Here is a 19,976-nt window from a genome sequence, read left to right on the forward strand (position 1 = left end):
ATTGTCGAACTCATCAGCGACAACTTCTATATGTTATCACATTCAGTGTTCTTTGTCAACAACTTTTTTAATTTCTTTTTTGATGTTCTGCATGCTTTCCAGATGAGAATCATCATGAAATTTGTAAGTTGTAATCTTTGTTCGTTCGGTGTTTCGTACCGCGAACAGTTGATATAATACTAAATCAGACGTCAGATGTCAACACTTTTTTTGACATTTTTTGCATTTTTTTTATGCCTGAAAAAAGCCCCAAATATGGCTGTTATACTTATATATATAACTGTCCATATTCAGGGCTTCCGTCTGATATTCTCTATCTGTATATATTAAAACTTCTAGTTATTCTGGGTCAAATCTTCTGTCTTTGCTTCCAGAGTTGCTTTTACAGTTTTCTTAACATATTCGCCTTTTTCATTTCTGTAGAATTCGATCTCGATCTCATCGCCAACCTTTCCACTTGCTATTTGGCTTTGAAGATCTGTACTGTCTGAAATATCATTTCCATCAATACCTACAATGATATCACCTGTAAGAAGTCCGCATTTCTCTGCCGGAGATCCTTCACTTACCGAATATACATATACTCCTTCCGGCATATTCAGTCCTTCTGCATATTCAGATGTGATATTTTTAACGGTTACACCAAGATAGGTTGATCCTGATTTGGTTGTACTCTTGCCTGCAAGAATATCGTTGATAATATCCTGTATATCGGATATAGGAAGTGCGTAGCCCATTCCTTCTACTGTACTGTCTACATATTTCGCTGTGTTCATACCGATCAGTTCGCCCTTCATATTTACAAGAGCACCACCACTGTTACCAGGGTTGATAGCTGCATCAGTCTGAAGAACCTTTACAGTTCCGTCATCTACACTGACTTCACGGTCAAGAGCACTGATATATCCTACTGTTACCGACTGTCCATATCCAAGCGCGTTACCAATAGCGATACATGGATCTCCGGCTCTTAAGTTCTCGGATGAACCGATTGTGATCTCTTTGATCTGACTTAATGTGTCGTCCTTGATCTTCTTTAACGGAACGGTTACAACCGCTACATCATTTGATTCGTCATAGCCTTTTACTTCTGCACCGGCTGATTCACCATCTATAAATCCTGCTGATAATTCTTTTGCATCCTTTACCACATGATAGTTCGTCAGGATATAAAGGCTTGTTTCATCTTTTCCGATTATGATACCTGAGCCTGCTCCTGACTGCTCCTGCTCATAGGTATCAAACCAGTACTGATATGTTGTTACATATGTTCCTGTTATGGATACAATGGATGGCATTACAGTTGCACTTACATCTGCTACACTGTAGTCACCGGTGCTTCCGGATGCATTTGCATCGAGCAAAGCGGAGCTTGTAGTTGTATCTGATCCGATCTGAACCGTCTGATTTTCTTTCTTTAAGAACTTATCGCTTCCATACCGGACACCCTGGAAGACACAGCCTGCAACCAGTCCGAAGACAACTGCCGCAGCTATAGTCGTTGCTACCTTCTTTCCTGTACTTCTTCCACCGTTTGTTTTCTTCATTTCTTTCTTAGCTTTTTTATCTGCTTTCTTCTTTGCCGAGCGTACCATCTTTTCTGATTTTTTCTTTTCCTTCTCAGCAGCCTTCTGCATTGCTTTATTTACATTTTCGGAATAACCATTCATATTCTGCGTGGAAGCACCTGTACCCTGTGCAGCATTTCCTGATGGATTCGTGTAAGCTGATGTATAGCCGGTCTGGCTGTTATATCCTGCATGCTGATTGCTGGAGTAAAATGCACCGCCAAAATACATATTCTGTCCCGGTGTTCCATGATACATACTACTCTGTGCATTCTGCGGGTTATATGCATTTGCGTTCTGTTCTGCACCAGTCTGTCCATATACGTTGCTGCTTCCATAGTTCTGTCCATAGGAGCTATTCTCATTCTGCATATTCATCTGTTCCGTCGTCTGTTCGGAAGCTGTCTGTGTCTGTTCCTGTGTTTGGCTTTCTGAGTCGAACTGACGATCCTGTTCTTCTCTAAAATTCTCATCCATAATCAATCATCCTTTCTTTCTATGTAACAGCAGCTTTCTTTTGTTTACTGCTCTCTTTCTTATTTACAGGTTATACTATAATCTGTAATTGTGTAAGAAGTGTGTTTTCCATGTAGAAGAAATGTGTTTTTCGTGTATAAAAATTTTGAACAACTTACATTTATTTATGCTTGACTTCATATGGAAATTGAAATACAGTTTTTTATGACAGATTACAGAATGATTTTTGTGGTATGCAATATTTTTACATATATTATATAGAAATTGAGGTTTTAACTTATGTTCCGAGTATGGGGTAAAATAATGAAGGATAACCGGCTGATAAAGGATACGGTTGTCTGTATAGATGATGCGTCTTTGACACGAACAAAAAAGGTATACAAAGCATTAGAGGAAATGTGCTATGAATTTGATCTTGCAAAACCGATCTGGCTGAAGAAAAATCAAAATGATTTTATTCTCCACGCAAGAACACGTTTCAATCATGATAATTTCGTGGAAGCGATTGAATTCGACTATCTGGATTTTCAGGTTATTGAAGAGGATTATTAATATGTTTACTGTAAATGATATTGGAAAAAATTATAAAAAGAAAATGGTACTAAATCATATCTCCCTGCAAGTTGCACCCGGTGAATGTATCGGGCTTCTGGGAATCAACGGTTCCGGAAAATCAACACTGCTTGGTATTCTGTCCGGTGGACTCCGACAGGATCATGGCACTTATTCTTTTGACGAACCGGATAATACGATCAGTTTTCTTCCACAGGAAAATCCACTGATTCCGGAGCTGTCCGGTCTGGATAATCTGAAGCTCTGGTACTCCGGCAGATCTGCCGAGCTAAACAGCACCTACAGCCTCTCTATCTTAAAAAAACTCGGTGTAGATGCTTTTCTTCATCAGAAGGTAAGTACAATGTCCGGTGGTATGAAGAAACGTCTGAGCCTTGCTATCTGTATGCTGGAGCGACCGGATCTTTTATTACTGGATGAACCACTTGCTGCGTTAGATCTTCTCTGTAAAAAAGGAATTCTGGACTATCTGAAGGAATATACCGGTAATGGAGGCAGCATTATCGTTGCAACACATGAAGAAGATGCGCTCTCCATCTGTAATCGCATCTATATATTAAAGGATGGTTTACTACAGGAAGCAAATGGTGCAGATTACGCAGCCATGCTTCGTGCCTGATTCAGATTGGATGTGAATGTTCTTATGTTTTTTCGATTATTTCTAACAGACCTTAAAAGAATAAAGCAGCGGTTTCTTCCGCTTGTCCTGATCACTCTCATTCTGGCGGTCGGACTCTCTGTCGTCGTTCTGCTGTCGAACCGGTTATTATATAATGAGCAGACCATCGAACCGGTCAATGTCGGGCTGGTTGCCGATGCATCTTCTCCTTATGCCAAGATGGCATATTCTATGGTAAGTGAAATGGACAGCTACCGGGCTACCTGCCATTTCATCGAGATAGCTTCCGAAGATCACGGCAGACAGATGCTTGCAAACGACCAGATCAAGGCGCTGATCATCATTCCTGATAATATCATCAACAGCATTATATACGGAGAAGACAATCCGATCACGGTCATTTATAATCAGGATGGTACTTTAGAGACATACACCCTAAATGAGGTGTTCAAATCTACCTCATCGATGCTTGCTACTGCACAGGCTGCAACTACGATCATTTATCAGGGCGCATATCAAATGGGGCTCCCGGATGCTGCACTGGAACAAATTGCAACGGACGCCGATAATCTCTACATGGATTATGTCTTATCCAGAACAGAGCTTTATATTAAAGAAGATTTACAGCTTACCGGAGCTTACACCCCTTATCAGTATTACATGGTATCAGGACTGCTGCTTCTGCTGTTCTTCAGCGGAATCGTCTTTTTATCTTTTATAAAAGGGAATTCTGATACATTACGTCTTCGTCTGAAGCTTCACGGAATCACCAAAGCGCATATTATAATCAGTCAGTATCTGACACTTACGATCACATTATTTATGATCTATACGATACTGTTCTTTAGCTGTATGACCGGAGGTACGATCGGTCATTTTGCCCCTTTGCAGTTTCATATATCGGGATTCTTTGCCGGAATACTCGCGATCCTGTTTATCGGATTCGTTATCCTGCTGATCGGGTATCTGCCAACCGGATATTCCGGGGCATGCCTGCTGTTATTTTTGACAGCTTTCTTACTGGCTTATATCGGAGGCGGTATTGTTCCGGTCAGACTTCTGCCTGACTTCATCCAGAATTTTGCTGAACATACCCCGTATTATCAACTGTTAAACCACTTATGTAATGGCTTTTACCATTAATCGATGAAAGGACAACTGCTTATGCTGTTACGTCAATACAGAATCCTGTTAAAACGGACTTCAAAAAAATTCATCAATCTTCTGATGCTGCTGATCATTCCGTTCACGGCATTCTATGTAAAAAATCTGCCGATGGAAGAAAAAAGCACGGTATTCATCTGTGGATATTATATGGAAGAATCAAACAGTTACCTGGCACAGGTGGAGCAGGAGCTCTCCGGACATCAGGACTGCTTTACTTTCGAGAAATGCAGTTCTATGGAGGAATTAAAGGATCAGGTTGCATCCGGGCGGTATGACTGTGGATTTGCGTTTGACAATGGATTTTCTGACGCATTTATACATGATATCAAGAACTGCCACATTCGCTTATACACTTCCCCATCTTCGATGTTCCAGACAATCTTTTCCGAAACATTATTCGACCGGCTGTTGGATACTTTCTCGCCGGCTATTGCCGTCAACTATCTGGCATCGAATTCTGCCACAAAAGACTTTTATCGGAGTTTTTTCCAGTCATATCTGGAAGATCAATACAGAAATTATATGAACAGTGATTCTGTCTTCCGGTTATCTGTCAATAATACAGGAGCCTACCATGGAACAACCGACAGCGTAGATTTGTTCCCGGTTCATGCATTTACCGGTTTTCTTCTGTTCTTATCTTCTCTGGTCGGTTTGCTGGTCTATTTGAAGGATCAGGATGACCACATCTATGACAGAGTATCCAAACGGAAAAGACTGCGTTTCTGTCTGACCGGTATTCTTGCTAATATAACACCGGTATGGCTGGTCAGTGTAGTTACGCTCTACTTATATGAGCAGCCGGAAGCCATCCTGCCATTTCTGTTAAAGATGTTCGGATATATACTGCTGTGTCTGCTGTTCACTTTTATCTGTCTGCTTATCTTCCGACATTATAAGCCGTTTGTATCGGCTCTGCCGGTTCTTGTGATCTGCACTTTGATCTTCTCGCCGATCTTCCTGCATCTGGAGGATTATGCGCCGATCCTGCGGTATCTGTCCTACCTTTTTCCGCCGACCTTTTTTTAGGGAGAACAAAAATAAGCTTACCTGTAACGCTACATAATTACTATGACGTTGTATCATTTCTATTCGCCTCGCACAGCATATTTGTCAGCAGTCGCCCAAACTCACCCTTTCGGGTTCAAACATGGGCTTGGTGCTGACAGCTAGTGCAAGGCTCATAACGAAACTTATACAAATGTCATAGCTAATCATATAGCGCTACAGGCAAGCTTATTTTATATTTACTTTAAATTAATTGGCGCAAAAAGAATGAGCCTTGTTTATACGAATTTCTCGCCTTTTTCGTCGATTACAGCGCGGGCTGCTGTTGCTTCTGTAATCTTCTTTTTGATCATAGATACATCGGAGACAGGGACTGCTGTATGGAAGGTTACGTCTGCGCCATATTCTGTATTCTCTATGCTGATCTCATTTGTTGATAAGAGATACTGTACTTTGCCGGAATCATTATAGGAGCAGGTGATATCCATAAGCTTCATGCGCTGCATCTGATGAATGCCGGCATCTGCAAGGGCAAGCTTAGCGGCTTCTGTATATGCCCGGACAAGCCCTCCTGTTCCAAGCAGAGTACCACCGAAATATCTTGTAACCACAATACAAATATCTGTTACCTGATTTCCCGATATCACTTCTAATATCGGTTTTCCAGCTGTTCCCTGCGGTTCTCCGTCATCTGAAAAACGATAAAGGGTATTCTCTTTTCCGATTGCAAATGCATGGCAATTGTGTCGTGCATCATAATGTTTTTTCTTGACACTTTCTACAAACGCATATGCTTCTTCTTCTGAAGAAACCGGCTGTGCATAACCAATAAATCTGGATTTCTTCTCAACGATCTCATCGATGCCCGGTGTCAGTATTGTGTTATATGAATCTACCATGATTGTTCCCGTCTATTTCTTGTCAGAATTTGCAGATAATAACTTACTCAGCTCATTCATAAATGTATTCACATCTTTGAACTCTCTGTATACAGAAGCAAATCTTACATAAGCTACCTGATCCAGATCCTTGATCTTATCCATAACGATCTCACCGATTGTTGTACTCTCTACTTCTTTTGCCTCCAGATTAAAGATTTCGTTCTCGATATCATCGATACACTTGGATATCTGTTCCGCAGATACCGGTCTTTTATGACAGGATCTTATGATACCGGATTCGATCTTCTTTCTGTCATAAGTCTCTCTGTTCTTATCCTTTTTGATTACGATAAGCGGGATCGTCTCAACCTTTTCATACGTCGTAAAACGTCTGCCACAGGCATCGCACTGTCTTCTTCTTCGAATCGAACAACCGTCATCCGCCGGTCTGGAATCTATAACTCTTGTATCATCAACATAACAAAATGGACATCTCATGTTTTTGCCTCCGTAAATCAGGGAACATCATTTTATCCCCTCTATTCTTTCTGCTACTAACTTTTACATATTCGGGGAGGAATGTCAACTAAAATAATATCCGGCCCGATCTTTACTACATTACAGAAATCAATGCGATACTCCTCACAAGATCCAAAGCACCAGAAAATTTTTCCCTGCTCCGGAACAATTATCGCCTCAATTCTTCCGGAGCAGGGATCAAATTCAATATCTGCAACAAAGCCAAGCCGCTGGCAGTCCTTGCAGTTTATTACTTCTTTTTCTTTTAATTCACAAAACCTCATCTATATTCCCTTTTCAACAAAATCCACCTTCCGTATCATAATATGAAACAGAGAATATATTTAGACATATAAATTATCGGTTGCACCGATCTGCCTATGAATCAGTCACAGCAGTCAGGCTCTGAATCCGATCACATTGATCAGCTTATGATCTTGACCGGACACTTTCTGGCACATGCGCCACAATGGGTACATTTATCATAATCAATATGTGCAAGGTTCTGCTCTACCGATACCGCATCAAATTCACAGGATCTGACGCAGAGTGAACAGCCGATACACCCTGCTGAACATACTGCCTTTACTTCTTTTCCTTTTTCCTTTGAATTACATCTGACACGATGAGGGGCATCGTATGGAACCAGCTCGATCAGATGTCTTGGACAGACATCTACACACTTTCCGCACGCTTTACATTTTTCCTCATTTACAACTGCAATGCCATCTATAATATCAATCGCACCGAATTCACAGACTGCCTTGCAGGAACCATATCCTGTACAGCCATATGTACAGCCCTTTGGCCCGTTATTTGGGCTGTTTTGTGCAAGAACACAGGTCTTTGGCCCAACATAGTCATAGACATCCTTTGCCTTCTCACAGTCACCTGCGCATTTGACAAAGGCTACATACTTAGTGCTTGCTGTATTCTCTACGCCGAGTGCTGCACTGATTGCCTCTGCAACGGCTGCACCTCCAACAGGACATGCAGATGGCGGCATCTCACCCTTTGCAATGGCTGCTGCAAGGCCATCACAGCCGGGATATCCACATCCACCACAGTTATTTCCGGGAAGAAGCTCCCGCACCATAACTGCCTTTTCATCTACCGGAACTTTGAACTTTTCACCAGCTACACCAAGCAGAACACCAATGATAACACCAACGCCTGCTACAACTGCAACTGCGATCAGAATTGTTGTAATATCCATGACGATCCCTCCTTATATCAATCCGGCAAAGCCAAAGAATGCTATTGCCATCAGACCTGATGTGATCAGAACGATCGGAGTACCCTTAAACGCTTCCGGAATATCACTGTATTCCAGCTTTTCACGGATACCTGCAAGGATCGTAATTGAGATCGCAAAACCTACTGCTGAACCAAAACCATTTACTATACTCTCAAGGATCGTATATTCATTCTGTACATTTGAAAGTGCGATACCAAGAACTGCACAGTTTGTTGTGATCAGTGGAAGGTATACTCCAAGTGACTCGTATAAAGACTTCATATTCTTCTTTAAGAACATCTCTACAAACTGTACCAGTGCCGCTATTACAAGGATGAACACGATCGTATTCAGATAATCTAATCCAAGCGGGGAAAGGATTCCATAATAAACAATACTTGTTACCGCTGAAGCGATCGTCATTACAAATATAACTGCCCCGCCCATACCGGTTGCTGTGTTTACACTCTTTGATACGCCAAGGAAAGGGCACAGTCCGAGGAACTGGCTTAATATTACATTATTTACGAGGGCTGCTCCAACTGCCAATAATAAAATATGCATTATTTTCTACCTCCCCTTTTCTTATTCTTTTTATCTGTCGGTTTCTCATCAAATTCCTGATATTTGTTTACCTGATCTGCACTTGCAACATCTGGTCTTACAAGCTTTGATGTGTCAACCATATCGGATTCTTCCGATACTGCTTCCGCTTTCTCTGACTCTGAAACCGGATTGTCTGTCTCTGAGAGTACAACTGCATGTGGTACTCTGTTCAGATTCGCCGGAATATGGATTCTCGGTCTGTCAGACATCTCTTTTGCCACCTGAACCGGAGTCTGCTGTACAGTTGGCGCTGGCTTTTCCTGTACCGGCTGCTGCGCCGGTTGTATTGCCTGTGCTACCTGTATTTGTGGCTCCTGTGAAACCGGAGTAGTCGCAGTCTCTGATGAAGCTGCTATCTGTGGCTGCAGTGTACTCTGAGCAACAGCCTGCTGTACGGTCGGTGCCGACTGCATCTCCTGAACCGGTTGCTGCGCTGATGGTATCGACTGCTCCTGCTGTACCGGCTGTTCATTTTCCTGCTCTACCGGTTTCTTTGCTATCTTGTCCGGGATCACAACCTTTTTCGGCTGTGGTACCGGTGCTGTCAGAGTTTGTGCAGCGGATGCCTTGCCGGCATTTGTCTGGACATTAACCTGAGTATCCTGCATAGCAGCCTTTCTTCCTGCACACATGATGTTTGCGCATCCCATACAGGATTCCGGCTTACAGCTTGCAGGGATCTCTTCTCCATTTGCAAGTGCCTTTGCTGCTTTCTTCGCATTTCTCTTATTGATCGTTGCAATAATAAAAGCAAGTACAAAGAATGCTCCCGGTGCAAGTACAAAGATCGTGATCGGCGTATATGCTGCAAGCACATCTCCGATTGCTTTTCCTGCTCCTGATGTCTTCTGAAGAAGGTTGCCATCTCCAATGATCTGGAATCCGAATACACAGCCTTTTCCGATCAGTTCACGGAACATACCGATCAAGGTAAGACCTATCGTAAAGCCAAGTCCCATTCCAAGTCCGTCAAAGATTGACGGAAGGACTTTATTCTTCGAAGCGTAACTCTCTGCACGTCCAAGAATAATACAGTTTACTACGATCAGTGGAATATAGATTCCAAGACTGTCATTTAAGGACGGCAGGTATGCCTGCATTAAAAACTGAATAACCGTTACAAAGGAAGCGATGATAACAATATAAGATGGTATTCTGACCTTATCCGGTATCACCTTACGAAGCAGTGAGATAAACGCATTGCTTAATACCAGAATGCAGGTTGTAGAAAGTCCCATACCTGCCCCGTTGATCGCTGATGATGTAACCGCAAGTGTCGGACACATACCAAGCATCTGCACAAAGGTTGGATTTTCTTTCACAATACCATTGTATAAACGTTCTGTACATTTACCCATTAGTTTGCTCCTCCTTTCAGATAATCTGCATAGGAAAGTCCCGCATTTACTGCATTCGTGACTGCATTTGTCGTGATCGTCGCACCACTTAATGCATCGATCTCCTCATCCGATGTCGCACCGGATTTTGTATATTTAAACTGTGCTACATTCTTGCCTGCAAACTGTGATTTGAACTCATCTGTATCTGCCTGCATACCAAGTCCTGCTGTCTCACTTAATGACAGGAAGGAGATACCATTTGTAGTTCCATCCTCAGCTACACCAAGAGCAAGCTGAAGATCTCCGCCATATGCCTCATGGGATGTAATAACAAATACATAACCAAGTGCATTTCCATCTTTGTCACAAGCAGTTACTGCCTCATCTATATCTGCTTTATAGCCTTTATCCGAAAGCCATGCAGATACCGCCTCACTGTCGAAGCCATCTACCGTCTGGAAATTATCAGCATCTGTGAATACTTCCCGGTATGCGTCCTCCTTTGCCTGCTGTTCCGCCTGCTCGATCGGCTTCTTTGTGATCTGCTGTACATATGCAAGCACACCGCCGGCAACAAGTGTAATAACAAGGATTGCTACCGATGCGATGACAATTGATTTCTTATCCATCTTCTTGCCGTCTGCTGCCGATCCGCCTTCTTCCTTCTGAAGCTCAGCGCCCTTACCAAATGACTTCGGTTGTGTAAACCGTTCGATCAACGGAACAAGAAGGTTCGAAATAATGATCGCATAGGATACACCTTCTGCCGAGCCGCCATAGATTCGGAACAGGAAGGTCAGAAGTCCAAGGATAATACCAAATACCACTTTTCCCTTCTTTGTAATAGGTGAGGTCACATAGTCGGTCGCCATAAAGAAAGCACCTAACATCAGACCGCCACCGCAAAGGTGCGCTGCCAGATATAATGGCTCAAAGCCCATGCCGGATGCAAGGGAGTACAGGAATATAAATACGGAAAATGTTCCAATATAAACCAGTGGGATGATCGGGCTGATCACCTTACGAATGATCAGATATAAACCACCGATCAACAGACAGATCGCAGATGTCTCACCGATCGTACCTGCAATTCTTCCGATAAACATATCTAATACATCTACTGTTCCGCCACTCTTTAAAATTGCAAGTGGGGTCGCTGTTGTGACTCCATCATATGTAAATGTAGTCATCTTTCCCGCAAATGATATTAACAGGAAGCATCTGGCTCCAAGTGCCGGATTCATAAAGTTCTGACCCAGGCCGCCAAATAACTGTTTTACTATAATAATGGCAAATGCGCTTCCGAGTATCGCCATCCATATAGGAACCTCCGGCGAAAGATTCAATGCCAGAAGCAGGCCTGTTACGACTGCACTGAAATCTTTTACTGTACTGTTTCTGTGCAGGAGCATTTCCACGCCCCATTCAAAAAAAATACAAGATGCTATACAGGTTAAGATCAGCACAAATGCTTTTGTTCCAAAATTATATACACCAAACACACTCGCCGGCAGTAATGCAATGATCACGTCCAGCATCAGGGATGATGTCGTTTTCCGATCTCTGACGTGCGGAGATGCGGAAATCTTCAATGTTGTTTCTTCCATGTCTCCACCTCCTACTTCTTCTTACTTGCCAGAATACTCTTTCTGGTTCCGGCTATTGTCTGTGTCAGATGTCTCTTGGCAGGACATACATAAGAACAACAGCCACACTCACAGCATTCCATGCCATCATGCTTTAAGAATGCATCTATATTGCCATGCTCTGCATATTTTGCAAGATCTGACGGAATAATTCTTCCCGGGCAGACATCCACGCATCTTCCACAACGGATACATGCAGATGGCTCCCAGTCCTGAACCTCATCATGTGTCATACAAAGAAGTGCCGACAGTCCTTTCACTGCCGGAACATCGAGTGAAAACATCGCCTTACCCATCATAGGGCCGCCTGCAATGATCTTCTCCGGCATCTTGCCATCCTTAAAGCCGCCTGCCGCTTCTATGATCTCCCGACAGCTTGTACCATTACGAACCAGCAGATTACATGGATTAACGATAGCATCACCTGTAACCGTTACGATTCTGGTGTACAGTGGCTTACCCTCGATCACCGCTTCATAGATGGAAACGATCGTATCTACATTATGTACGATACAGCCTGCATCTGCCGGAAGCATCTTGGAATTTACATATCTCCCTGTCGTTGCATAGATCAACTGGCGTTCCGCCCCCTGTGGATATTTTGTCTTTAAAACCTTTACCTCGATCTTATCGTTATCAGCCAGATGCTCTGAGATCTTTGCAATCGCTTCCGGCTTATTGTCTTCAATCGCGATAATTCCCTTTGCTTTATCAAACAGATTTACACAGATCTGAAGTCCAAGGATCAGCTTATCTGTCTCCTCTAACATTCTTCTGTAATCAGAAGTCAGATACGGTTCACACTCCGCACCGTTTACAATGATATATTCGATATCATCTTCATTTCTCGGTGACAGCTTTACATGAGACGGAAAACCTGCACCGCCCATTCCAACGATACCTGCCTCCTTGATCATATCCTTGATGTCTTCTCTGTAAAGTGTGGAGAGATCTCGCACATTCTCGGAGAAATCAACCGTCTCAAATAAACCGTCATTTTCTATTACGATTGAATTTACTTTATTACCGCCACTTGTCATCCTCGGTTCGATCATTTTTACCGTTCCTGAGATTGAAGAATGGATATTTGCCGAAACAAATCCTCCTGTCTCTGCAATCTTCTGTCCTACCAGTACACGGTCGCCACGCTTTACGATCGGAACAGCCGGTGCACCTATATGCTGACTGAGCGGATAAACACACTCTCCCTTTGGAAGATATTCTCTGACAGGCTTGTCTTTTGTTAGATCTTTGCCTTCATATGGATGAATACCACCCGAAAAAGTTAATAAACCCATCTGCATACCTCTTTCTCTCGTTATTCTTATCAATTCATTCTCTATTATCGAGAAAAACTAATCATATAATAATACTTCACAGGGTCAAAAACAACCCTAAAACTTGCCAATCTGACCGCCAACCGCCCGCATGACAAATGCTGCCGCAAGACCGATCAGAACTCCCGTGATCGTTCCAGAGACCAGTAAAACCGGAGCATATATCAGGATATTTTGGTTCTTTATCACCAGATATGCAACGATAAGTTGACCAACATTATGTCCGACGCCTCCAAGAATACTCGTTCCCGTTGTTGAAAAAAAACCGATCTTAACAGAGATCCACATAAACAGCATACTGACTGCTGCTCCGGCAAGACTATATATCATAACGGTAAAATTGCCAAATAATAAAGACGACAGGAAGATACGGAGCACGGATACCAAAACCGCATCCGCAAGTCCAAGCTTGCACAGCACTACAATAGTTACAATATTGGCAAGTCCGAGCTTGATTCCCGGTACCGCGATATCGATCCGGATAAAGGATTCGATATATGAAAACACCATTGCAACCGCAATAAACATTCCAAGCTGTGCTATCGTTCCTGCGCTGTTATGAGCCTTTTTCTGTATCTTCCTATTTGTAGGTTTTTTTTTGGAATTTTTTTGTTTCTTCCCCATCTTTTCTTTCTATATATGCCTTTCCTGCTATACTATGAATAGCTCTTATCGATTATCATATTCTGATTTCTGTCCAACATCACCCTCCACCTGAATCACCAGCTTATGCGGCAGGCAGACGATATTTTCTCCTGTCTTTGATATCTTCCCCATACGGATGCATACCTGATCCGGACAGTCTGCTTCTGTTACATATGCCATTCCATTCTTTATTTCCAGAATATTCATTCCTTTTGCGGTCTGAATCTCTTTCGTGGTATCTGTATTCAGATCATATCTGCCAATCTCTTTCTGGTCTTCATATATAATAACCTGACTGCCTTTTTTCTGACCCAGCCGGATGACTCCATAGCAGACGATTCCTAAAAGGATCAGCACAAGTGCCAGAATGATGTCTCTTTTTTTTATCATTTTACTTTATAGTCTCCATTTGTTATCGTGAACTGTTTTCCTGCCTGCTCTGTCATATATATATTCTTATCCTTATCGATCAGGATCACATCTGCGTCAAAGCTTTTTACAAGCTTAAGTGCCCGATCCGCCGGAAGCAGAATACACATCGTTGATAAGGCATCACTTAATGCACCGCTTTCACAGATCACTGTCGCTGATATCGTTCCGGTGTCTGCCGGGTATCCGGTCTTTGGATTTAAGATATGATGATATCTTTTTCCATCCTGAATAAAATACTTCTCATAATCGCCGGATGTTGATATATAGACCGGATGCCTGTCTGACCGGACTTCTACGGTTCCCATCATATCATTTTCATTTCCTCTCGGATCACGAATACCGATCCGGAAACCGGAACCATCCGGCTTTGCGCCGTAGCATAAAACGCTGCCGCCGACTGCCACACAAGCGCCTTCCACCTGATTTTCTTCAAGGCTTTCTGCCACCCGATCACAAGCAATGCCTTTTCCCATCGCACCGAAATCAAGGCTTAAGCCTGTTTCATCAAACAGCACATACCATGTTCCATCCTCTGAAAGCTCACTTACCTGTGTCAGCTCTTTTCCCTGTTCGTCTACGATATGCACTTTCGAATCGTTAACTATCGAACAGGCTTCTTCTATCTTCTGAGTCTCCGGTACTTCTTTCTTCCCATCTTCGATACCCCAGCAGGACGCTAACGGACGGATCGTGAGTGCCAGCAGATCATCTCCTGCCGCGCTTACTTCTTTTCCCTGCAAGACCGCAGATGCCAGGTCATAGCTTATCTCATAAGGCTCTCCTGCCTTATATTCATGATTCACACGGTATACCTCTGCGCCTTCTATCCGCCATGAGATCTGTTCACGCTCCAGTCTGCTTACACAGTCGATCACAGCATCCGCATCCTGTCTGCCCTGATCCGAATAGACCGATACCGTAACTGCAGTTCCCATGGCAAATCCGGTCGTCGTATACCCCTTTTTTTTCTGGTTATCCTTTCCGGTATAAAAGATAAACGCAATTACCAGCCCGATACATAATATACCTGATAATAATGCAAGTTTATTCTTCAAAGCATTTATTCCTCCATATATAACAGCCAATACAGGCATAAACACACTTTGCAAACCTGTTCACAGGAACATCCCACGCGTAAATTAAAAGAGCTGTTGCCAACCACGGTTCCAGCTCTCTTTTTGTCTCTGTCTGCAAAGCTCCTCGCTCTGCACCTTTTTCTATCCTCTGTAATATTTCAGGATTGCTTCTACATCAAAGTATCTGCTTCCAAAATCTTTATAAATGGCATTCTTTGTCATCGCATAAACAAATACATCACCCTGACCTTTGATTCCGTCTAAGGCAGATGGCTCTATCGCTACTGCAAACTCATCAAAGTGAAGTGCAAGTATAAAGCCCTCTGTATAATATGTATTATACAGATTCATCACTGTAAGCTCTGTCTCCGGTGTGATCGTCATATCTGAGATCGTAAGACTGTTACCTCTTGGGATATTCATATATACCTCTGCTTTCATTTCTTTACCGAAGGAAAGCTTTACAGATGCAGGATCTTCTGTCGTACGAATGCTTTTCAGAATCTCTGCAGCTTCAGCCGGTATTGCTCCCGGTGTCTTCGTGCAGTCTACAACTTCCCGTCCTGCCATGTATTTCTTATCCAGAATGTTGACACACTTTACAATCTTGTTGTCATTGCCCGGATTCGGTAATATGCTGGCAACCTTGTAATAGTCTTCGTTCTCTAAAATCTCTTTAAACAATAAGCTTTTAATATCATAAAACTTTGCCAGCATTACAGGCTTGTAATCCATGTACTTGATCGCTGACCGTATTTCATTTATATCTCTGATTTCCATTTGTATATTGTCTCCACTTCATTCAAATTTGTTCCGCTCAAATCATACATCCATTTTCTGATCTTTGCAACCCGGTTTTTAATGGAATTCCTGACAGACCAGTTCTCGCAGACGATATCGGAAAGCTTTCTCGTATTCCTCGTCTTCATCAACGCTGTGATTGACCTCTTCAAAACAAGCTTTTCGGATGGCCTCCTGTGTAAATATCGTAGGGCTTTCATCATCTCTGCCCCAGTAGAATACCGCGCCATCAACACTCTCATTTCCATAGATCTCCTGCATCCGACTGATACAGCTCTCATCTCCCAGGAACACATGACAGATACCGGCTAATGATTTACAGAGAACCTCTGCATTGATCGTATATCCGTCAAAATCCTGCGCCCAGTCCGGAATCTGATCCGGCTTATCTACAAGGATCACCGGAAGACTTCTACCAGCATGTGAAAGAAGGTTTTTAAGCTGGTCTGCGGATATCGGAACCGCTTCGGTGTCTTCATCCATAAATACGTCCGCATCCAAGAATCCGACCTGATTAAATATATCCCGCATAAACTTTGGTCGATTATACCGGCGCTCTCTGGAATAGATATTCTCACAGATATGACGGCAGGTCAGATACAGTCCATCATTGTCTTTTCTAAGTTCTGCAACCACATGCCAGATCATACCGGCTTCTTCATTGCTGATTGTCTGCATATCCATAAGAAAATATTCTTTCTCTGCAACGACCTTTAACTTATATCCCATCACTTCATAAGAAACGGATTCCAGTTTTTTCGGCATCTGTCCGAATATAAGGGAAATATGCTGATATGCCCATTCATATATAATCTCACTTGCCCGGTCAAATCCGTCATCCCGTATCCGAATCCTCTGGTCAAATACCAGATCCGATACCAATGGACGGATCTCCTGCTTAATCTCTTTGTTCAGCACTCTGCCGAACTGTTCTCTGTCAAGCTGTGCTGATATGAATTCATCATTTACCACTTCTTTATTGATAAGGTAGATTACCCGGTTCGGCGACAATACCTTCTGATATTTTTTATTCAGCAGAATATTTACAAGCTGCTGCTTGGATACCGCCCAGAACTTCTCTACGACCTCCGGATGTTCATCAAAATATGCACGAACCTCAGGCTTGATCTTATCCTGTGTGATCTTTAACCGGTATTTGCTTCGGATCGCATTTTCCCAGTTTTTCTTAATATACTGGTCTCTTGCCAGATTATCGAAGATCTGCACGATTGACCAGTCGCACAGCTCTAGGTTTGCGATGATGCTGTTCATCATGCGGGCATCCTTCTCCTGTCCATCCCACAAACTGCTTCTGTTATCATCAAAGCCTTCATCCATTTTATACTTGTACCGCATCTCATGCTCGATCTCATGCCAGCCCTCAAACAGAACCGTTCTGAGCTGAACCTCAAAGGTCCGGTCAAATGGCTGCTCCCACAACTGATCGGATATGTTGATCAGATATTTGCTTGGGATCTTAAATACACCATTACACTTCTGTGCTTCAAACCTGTTTTCTTCCCATGCCGTCTTCGACCAGTTATCTACCATAAATGTATCTTCAAGCAATGCTTCACTGATCCTGATATCTTCTGTATAAAATAAATTAATACGGATACCGATCAGATCCTGAATCTTTTTATCATCTTTTCCTGTGCCATATTTTCCTGTATCTAACTTACGCTGTAATGACGTCAATGTCTTCACTCTCGACATACTGTGAAAATAGATTCCGGCATTTCTGAGCTTCGTCATCAACGTCTGTTCCAGCTTCGTTCTTATATCATTCAATTCCTGAATATCTTTGTCACTGATCAGTGCCAGAGACTCATTATTACGTTCCATATAACCACCTGCTTTTCAAATAACTTTCACCCGTAAAAAGCGCACAAAAATACACTATTATGATACCATTTTATTCCCTTGTCAGTCAATTTTTATGACATAACCTTTTTCTAAATTTTATGTGAAAATATTCCCTTTTTATTAAAATTCTATTTCAATGGATATTGCTTATTTCCTGACACACCGATATAATGTTATGAGATCTGACATGATATAAGAAAATAAGGAGGAATCTTATGATTCTCGATTGTCAAAATATAAGTAAAGCATTCGGAACCAACGTAATTCTCGACAATGTATCCTTTCATCTTGAAGATAAGGAAAAAATGGCGATCGTTGGTATCAATGGTGCAGGCAAAACAACATTATTAAAGATCATTATGCAGGAAGAAGAAGCAGATTCCGGACAGATTGTTTTATCAAAAGACCGTACGATCGGTTACCTCTCCCAGCATCAGGATATTTTCTATGACGATACGGTATACGGCGTGATGGAGGATGCCATGAAGCCTGTGATCGAGCTTCAGGATAAGATCCGCAAACTGGAACAGGATATGACAACACTGACCGGCGACGAACTGAAATCCGCCCTCTCAACCTATAACCGCTATACACATGAATTTGAATATAAAAACGGATATGCCTACGAAAGTGAGATCACCGGAGTATTAAAAGGTCTCGGCTTCTCCAAAGAAGATTTCGACCGTCATACTGATACCTTATCGGGCGGACAAAAAACCCGTCTTTCACTCGGCAGACTTCTTCTTACAAAACCGGATATCATCATCTTGGATGAGCCAACCAACCATCTGGATATGGATTCGATCAGTTGGCTTGAAACCTTTCTAACCGGCTATCAGGGAAGTGTGATTCTTGTCTCCCATGACCGTTACTTTCTGGATAAGATCGTAACAAAGGTCGTAGAACTTGATCGTGGACACAGCACCGTATATAACGGAAACTACACCTACTTCTCTCAAAAACGCGCCGAGATCCGGACAAATATGATGAAAGCCTACTTAAACCAGCAGGCAGATATCAAGCATCAGGAAGAAGTTATCACAAAATTAAAGCAGTTCAATCGTGAAAAATCAATCAAACGGGCAGAAAGCCGTGAAAAAATATTAGACCGTGTGGAACGTCTGGACAAGCCAACCGAATTAAACAGTGAAATGCGGCTGACGCTGGAACCATCCGTTATCAGCGGTGAAGATGTACTTACGATCGAAGGGCTGTCCAAAGCCTTTGAACAGTATAATCTGTTTTCCGATCTGAATATGGAGATCAAACGTGGTGAGCATGTCGCCCTGATCGGCGGAAACGGAACCGGTAAGACTACGATCTTAAAGATCATCAACAAGCTTGTTCCAAAGGATGCCGGAACTGTCATCTTAGGCTCCCGTGTCAAGATCGGTTACTACGATCAGGAGCATCAGGTCCTGAATATGAACAATACGGTATTTGACGAGATCAGCAACGCCTATCCCGACCTGACCAATACCAGGATCCGAAACGTTCTTGCCGCCTTTCTGTTTACCGGAGAGGATGTGTTCAAACGGATCGCAGACTTGAGCGGGGGCGAAAAAGGGCGTGTATCCCTTGCCAAAATGATGCTCTCATCTGCAAACTTCCTGATTCTCGATGAGCCGACCAACCATCTGGATATCACATCCAAGGAGATCCTTGAAGAAGCGATACGGAACTATACCGGAACAGTCCTTTATGTATCCCATGATCGATATTTTATCAATCAGACAGCAACAAGGATCATCGAATTAAAGGATAAGCAGTTAACCAATTATATTGGAAACTATGATTACTACGAAAGCCACAGAGCCCAGCCGGCTTCCACCGGAAAGCAGGCATTTGCACCAGTATCTGATACTGTCTCTCAGGAAAAACAGACAGAATCCCAGGCAAAGCTCTCTTGGAAGGAAAGCAAAGCCGAACAGGCAAGACTTCGGAAAAAAGCAAATGATCTGAAAAAGCTGGAAGACAAGATCGAACAGCTTGAAAACCGTCTGGCTGAAATTGATGAAGAATTTCTGGTTCCTGAAAATGCAACAAATGTTGCACTGTTAAATGATCTGACAAAAGAACGAAATTCTGTAGAAGAAGAATTGAACACGATGTATGAACAGTGGGAAGAATTATCTTCTGAGGAATAAACATCTAAAAAAGCATTAGATACGGACAATT

General features: G+C 42.6%; 18 protein-coding genes and 2 pseudogenes. 5 read left to right on the forward strand and 15 right to left on the reverse strand.

Translation table 11 applies throughout. From position 1 onward, the window contains the following. Window positions 1–335: 335 nt before the first annotated feature. Window positions 336–2,045, reverse strand: a complete 1,710-nt coding sequence (locus tag WKT03_RS06830; protein ID WP_340391317.1) for a S1C family serine protease — start codon at window positions 2,043–2,045, stop codon at window positions 336–338. A gap of 279 nt (window positions 2,046–2,324) precedes the next feature. On the opposite strand from WKT03_RS06830, the gene WKT03_RS06835 reads away from it, so the two are divergent. From WKT03_RS06835 to WKT03_RS06850, 4 genes are read left to right on the forward strand one after another with little or no spacing between them, the layout of a single operon-like run. Beyond that, window positions 2,325–2,597, forward strand: a complete 273-nt coding sequence (locus WKT03_RS06835; protein WP_021943110.1) for a hypothetical protein — start codon at window positions 2,325–2,327, stop codon at window positions 2,595–2,597. A 1-nt stretch (window position 2,598) separates the two neighbouring features. Beyond that, window positions 2,599–3,237, forward strand: a complete 639-nt coding sequence (locus WKT03_RS06840; protein WP_340391318.1) for an ATP-binding cassette domain-containing protein — start codon at window positions 2,599–2,601, stop codon at window positions 3,235–3,237. 24 nt (window positions 3,238–3,261) lie between these two features. Next, window positions 3,262–4,380, forward strand: coding sequence for an ABC transporter permease (locus WKT03_RS06845; RefSeq protein WP_340391319.1), 1,119 nt, complete (start codon window positions 3,262–3,264; stop codon window positions 4,378–4,380). Window positions 4,381–4,401: 21 nt separating this feature from the next. Beyond that, a complete protein-coding gene (locus WKT03_RS06850; RefSeq protein ID WP_340391320.1) occupies window positions 4,402–5,433 on the forward strand; it encodes an ABC transporter permease in 1,032 nt (343 codons plus the stop codon). Between the two features lie 257 nt (window positions 5,434–5,690). Here WKT03_RS06850 and WKT03_RS06855 read toward each other — a convergent pair whose 3' ends face one another. The 14 genes and pseudogenes from WKT03_RS06855 to WKT03_RS06920 all read right to left on the reverse strand — a co-directional run bounded on the left by WKT03_RS06855 (window position 5,691) and on the right by WKT03_RS06920 (window position 17,777). Beyond that, window positions 5,691–6,311 carry a YigZ family protein gene (locus WKT03_RS06855; RefSeq protein ID WP_021943106.1) on the reverse strand — a complete coding sequence of 207 codons (621 nt, stop codon included), beginning with the start codon at window positions 6,309–6,311 and terminating at the stop codon, window positions 5,691–5,693. A gap of 12 nt (window positions 6,312–6,323) precedes the next feature. Continuing rightward, window positions 6,324–6,791 (reverse strand): transcriptional regulator NrdR, encoded by a 468-nt coding sequence (gene nrdR, locus WKT03_RS06860; protein ID WP_021943105.1) that lies wholly within the window; start codon window positions 6,789–6,791, stop codon window positions 6,324–6,326. A gap of 56 nt (window positions 6,792–6,847) precedes the next feature. After that, window positions 6,848–7,096, reverse strand: a complete 249-nt coding sequence (locus WKT03_RS06865; protein WP_117785395.1) for a YlmC/YmxH family sporulation protein — start codon at window positions 7,094–7,096, stop codon at window positions 6,848–6,850. A gap of 140 nt (window positions 7,097–7,236) precedes the next feature. After that, window positions 7,237–8,028, reverse strand: coding sequence for an RnfABCDGE type electron transport complex subunit B (locus WKT03_RS06870; protein WP_340391321.1), 792 nt, complete (start codon window positions 8,026–8,028; stop codon window positions 7,237–7,239). A 12-nt stretch (window positions 8,029–8,040) separates the two neighbouring features. Beyond that, a complete protein-coding gene (locus WKT03_RS06875) occupies window positions 8,041–8,613 on the reverse strand; it encodes an electron transport complex protein RnfA (protein WP_021943102.1) in 573 nt (190 codons plus the stop codon). 659 nt (window positions 8,614–9,272) lie between these two features. Beyond that, window positions 9,273–10,013, reverse strand: a pseudogene (rsxE, locus tag WKT03_RS06880) (electron transport complex subunit RsxE); the annotation flags it as partial. Next, window positions 10,013–10,624 carry an RnfABCDGE type electron transport complex subunit G gene (locus WKT03_RS06885; protein ID WP_340391537.1) on the reverse strand — a complete coding sequence of 204 codons (612 nt, stop codon included), beginning with the start codon at window positions 10,622–10,624 and terminating at the stop codon, window positions 10,013–10,015. The gene WKT03_RS06885 and the pseudogene rsxE, both read right to left, overlap by 1 nt. A gap of 51 nt (window positions 10,625–10,675) precedes the next feature. Next, window positions 10,676–11,602: pseudogene (locus WKT03_RS06890) on the reverse strand (RnfABCDGE type electron transport complex subunit D); the annotation flags it as partial. 11 nt (window positions 11,603–11,613) lie between these two features. Then, complete coding sequence (gene rsxC, locus WKT03_RS06895) at window positions 11,614–12,939, reverse strand: electron transport complex subunit RsxC (protein WP_340391323.1); 1,326 nt, start codon at window positions 12,937–12,939, stop codon at window positions 11,614–11,616. A gap of 96 nt (window positions 12,940–13,035) precedes the next feature. Next, window positions 13,036–13,602, reverse strand: coding sequence for a Gx transporter family protein (locus WKT03_RS06900; RefSeq protein WP_340391324.1), 567 nt, complete (start codon window positions 13,600–13,602; stop codon window positions 13,036–13,038). Window positions 13,603–13,647: 45 nt separating this feature from the next. Further along, window positions 13,648–14,013 carry a NusG domain II-containing protein gene (locus WKT03_RS06905; RefSeq protein WP_173788582.1) on the reverse strand — a complete coding sequence of 122 codons (366 nt, stop codon included), beginning with the start codon at window positions 14,011–14,013 and terminating at the stop codon, window positions 13,648–13,650. Next, complete coding sequence (locus WKT03_RS06910) at window positions 14,010–15,110, reverse strand: FAD:protein FMN transferase (protein ID WP_340391327.1); 1,101 nt, start codon at window positions 15,108–15,110, stop codon at window positions 14,010–14,012. The genes WKT03_RS06905 and WKT03_RS06910 overlap by 4 nt, the downstream gene beginning before the upstream one ends. A 162-nt stretch (window positions 15,111–15,272) precedes the next feature. Next, window positions 15,273–15,911 (reverse strand): hypothetical protein, encoded by a 639-nt coding sequence (locus WKT03_RS06915; protein ID WP_262530003.1) that lies wholly within the window; start codon window positions 15,909–15,911, stop codon window positions 15,273–15,275. A gap of 78 nt (window positions 15,912–15,989) precedes the next feature. Next, window positions 15,990–17,777 carry a hypothetical protein gene (locus WKT03_RS06920; RefSeq protein WP_340391330.1) on the reverse strand — a complete coding sequence of 596 codons (1,788 nt, stop codon included), beginning with the start codon at window positions 17,775–17,777 and terminating at the stop codon, window positions 15,990–15,992. 236 nt (window positions 17,778–18,013) lie between these two features. Between WKT03_RS06920 and abc-f the strand changes: the two genes are divergently transcribed. Continuing rightward, a complete protein-coding gene (gene abc-f / locus WKT03_RS06925; RefSeq protein ID WP_340391332.1) occupies window positions 18,014–19,945 on the forward strand; it encodes a ribosomal protection-like ABC-F family protein in 1,932 nt (643 codons plus the stop codon). The last annotated feature ends 31 nt before the right edge of the window (window positions 19,946–19,976 follow it).

This window comes from Coprococcus sp. HCN-4056 (assembly GCF_037892645.1).
Taxonomy (GTDB): Bacteria; Bacillota; Clostridia; order Lachnospirales; family Lachnospiraceae; genus Coprococcus; species Coprococcus ammoniilyticus.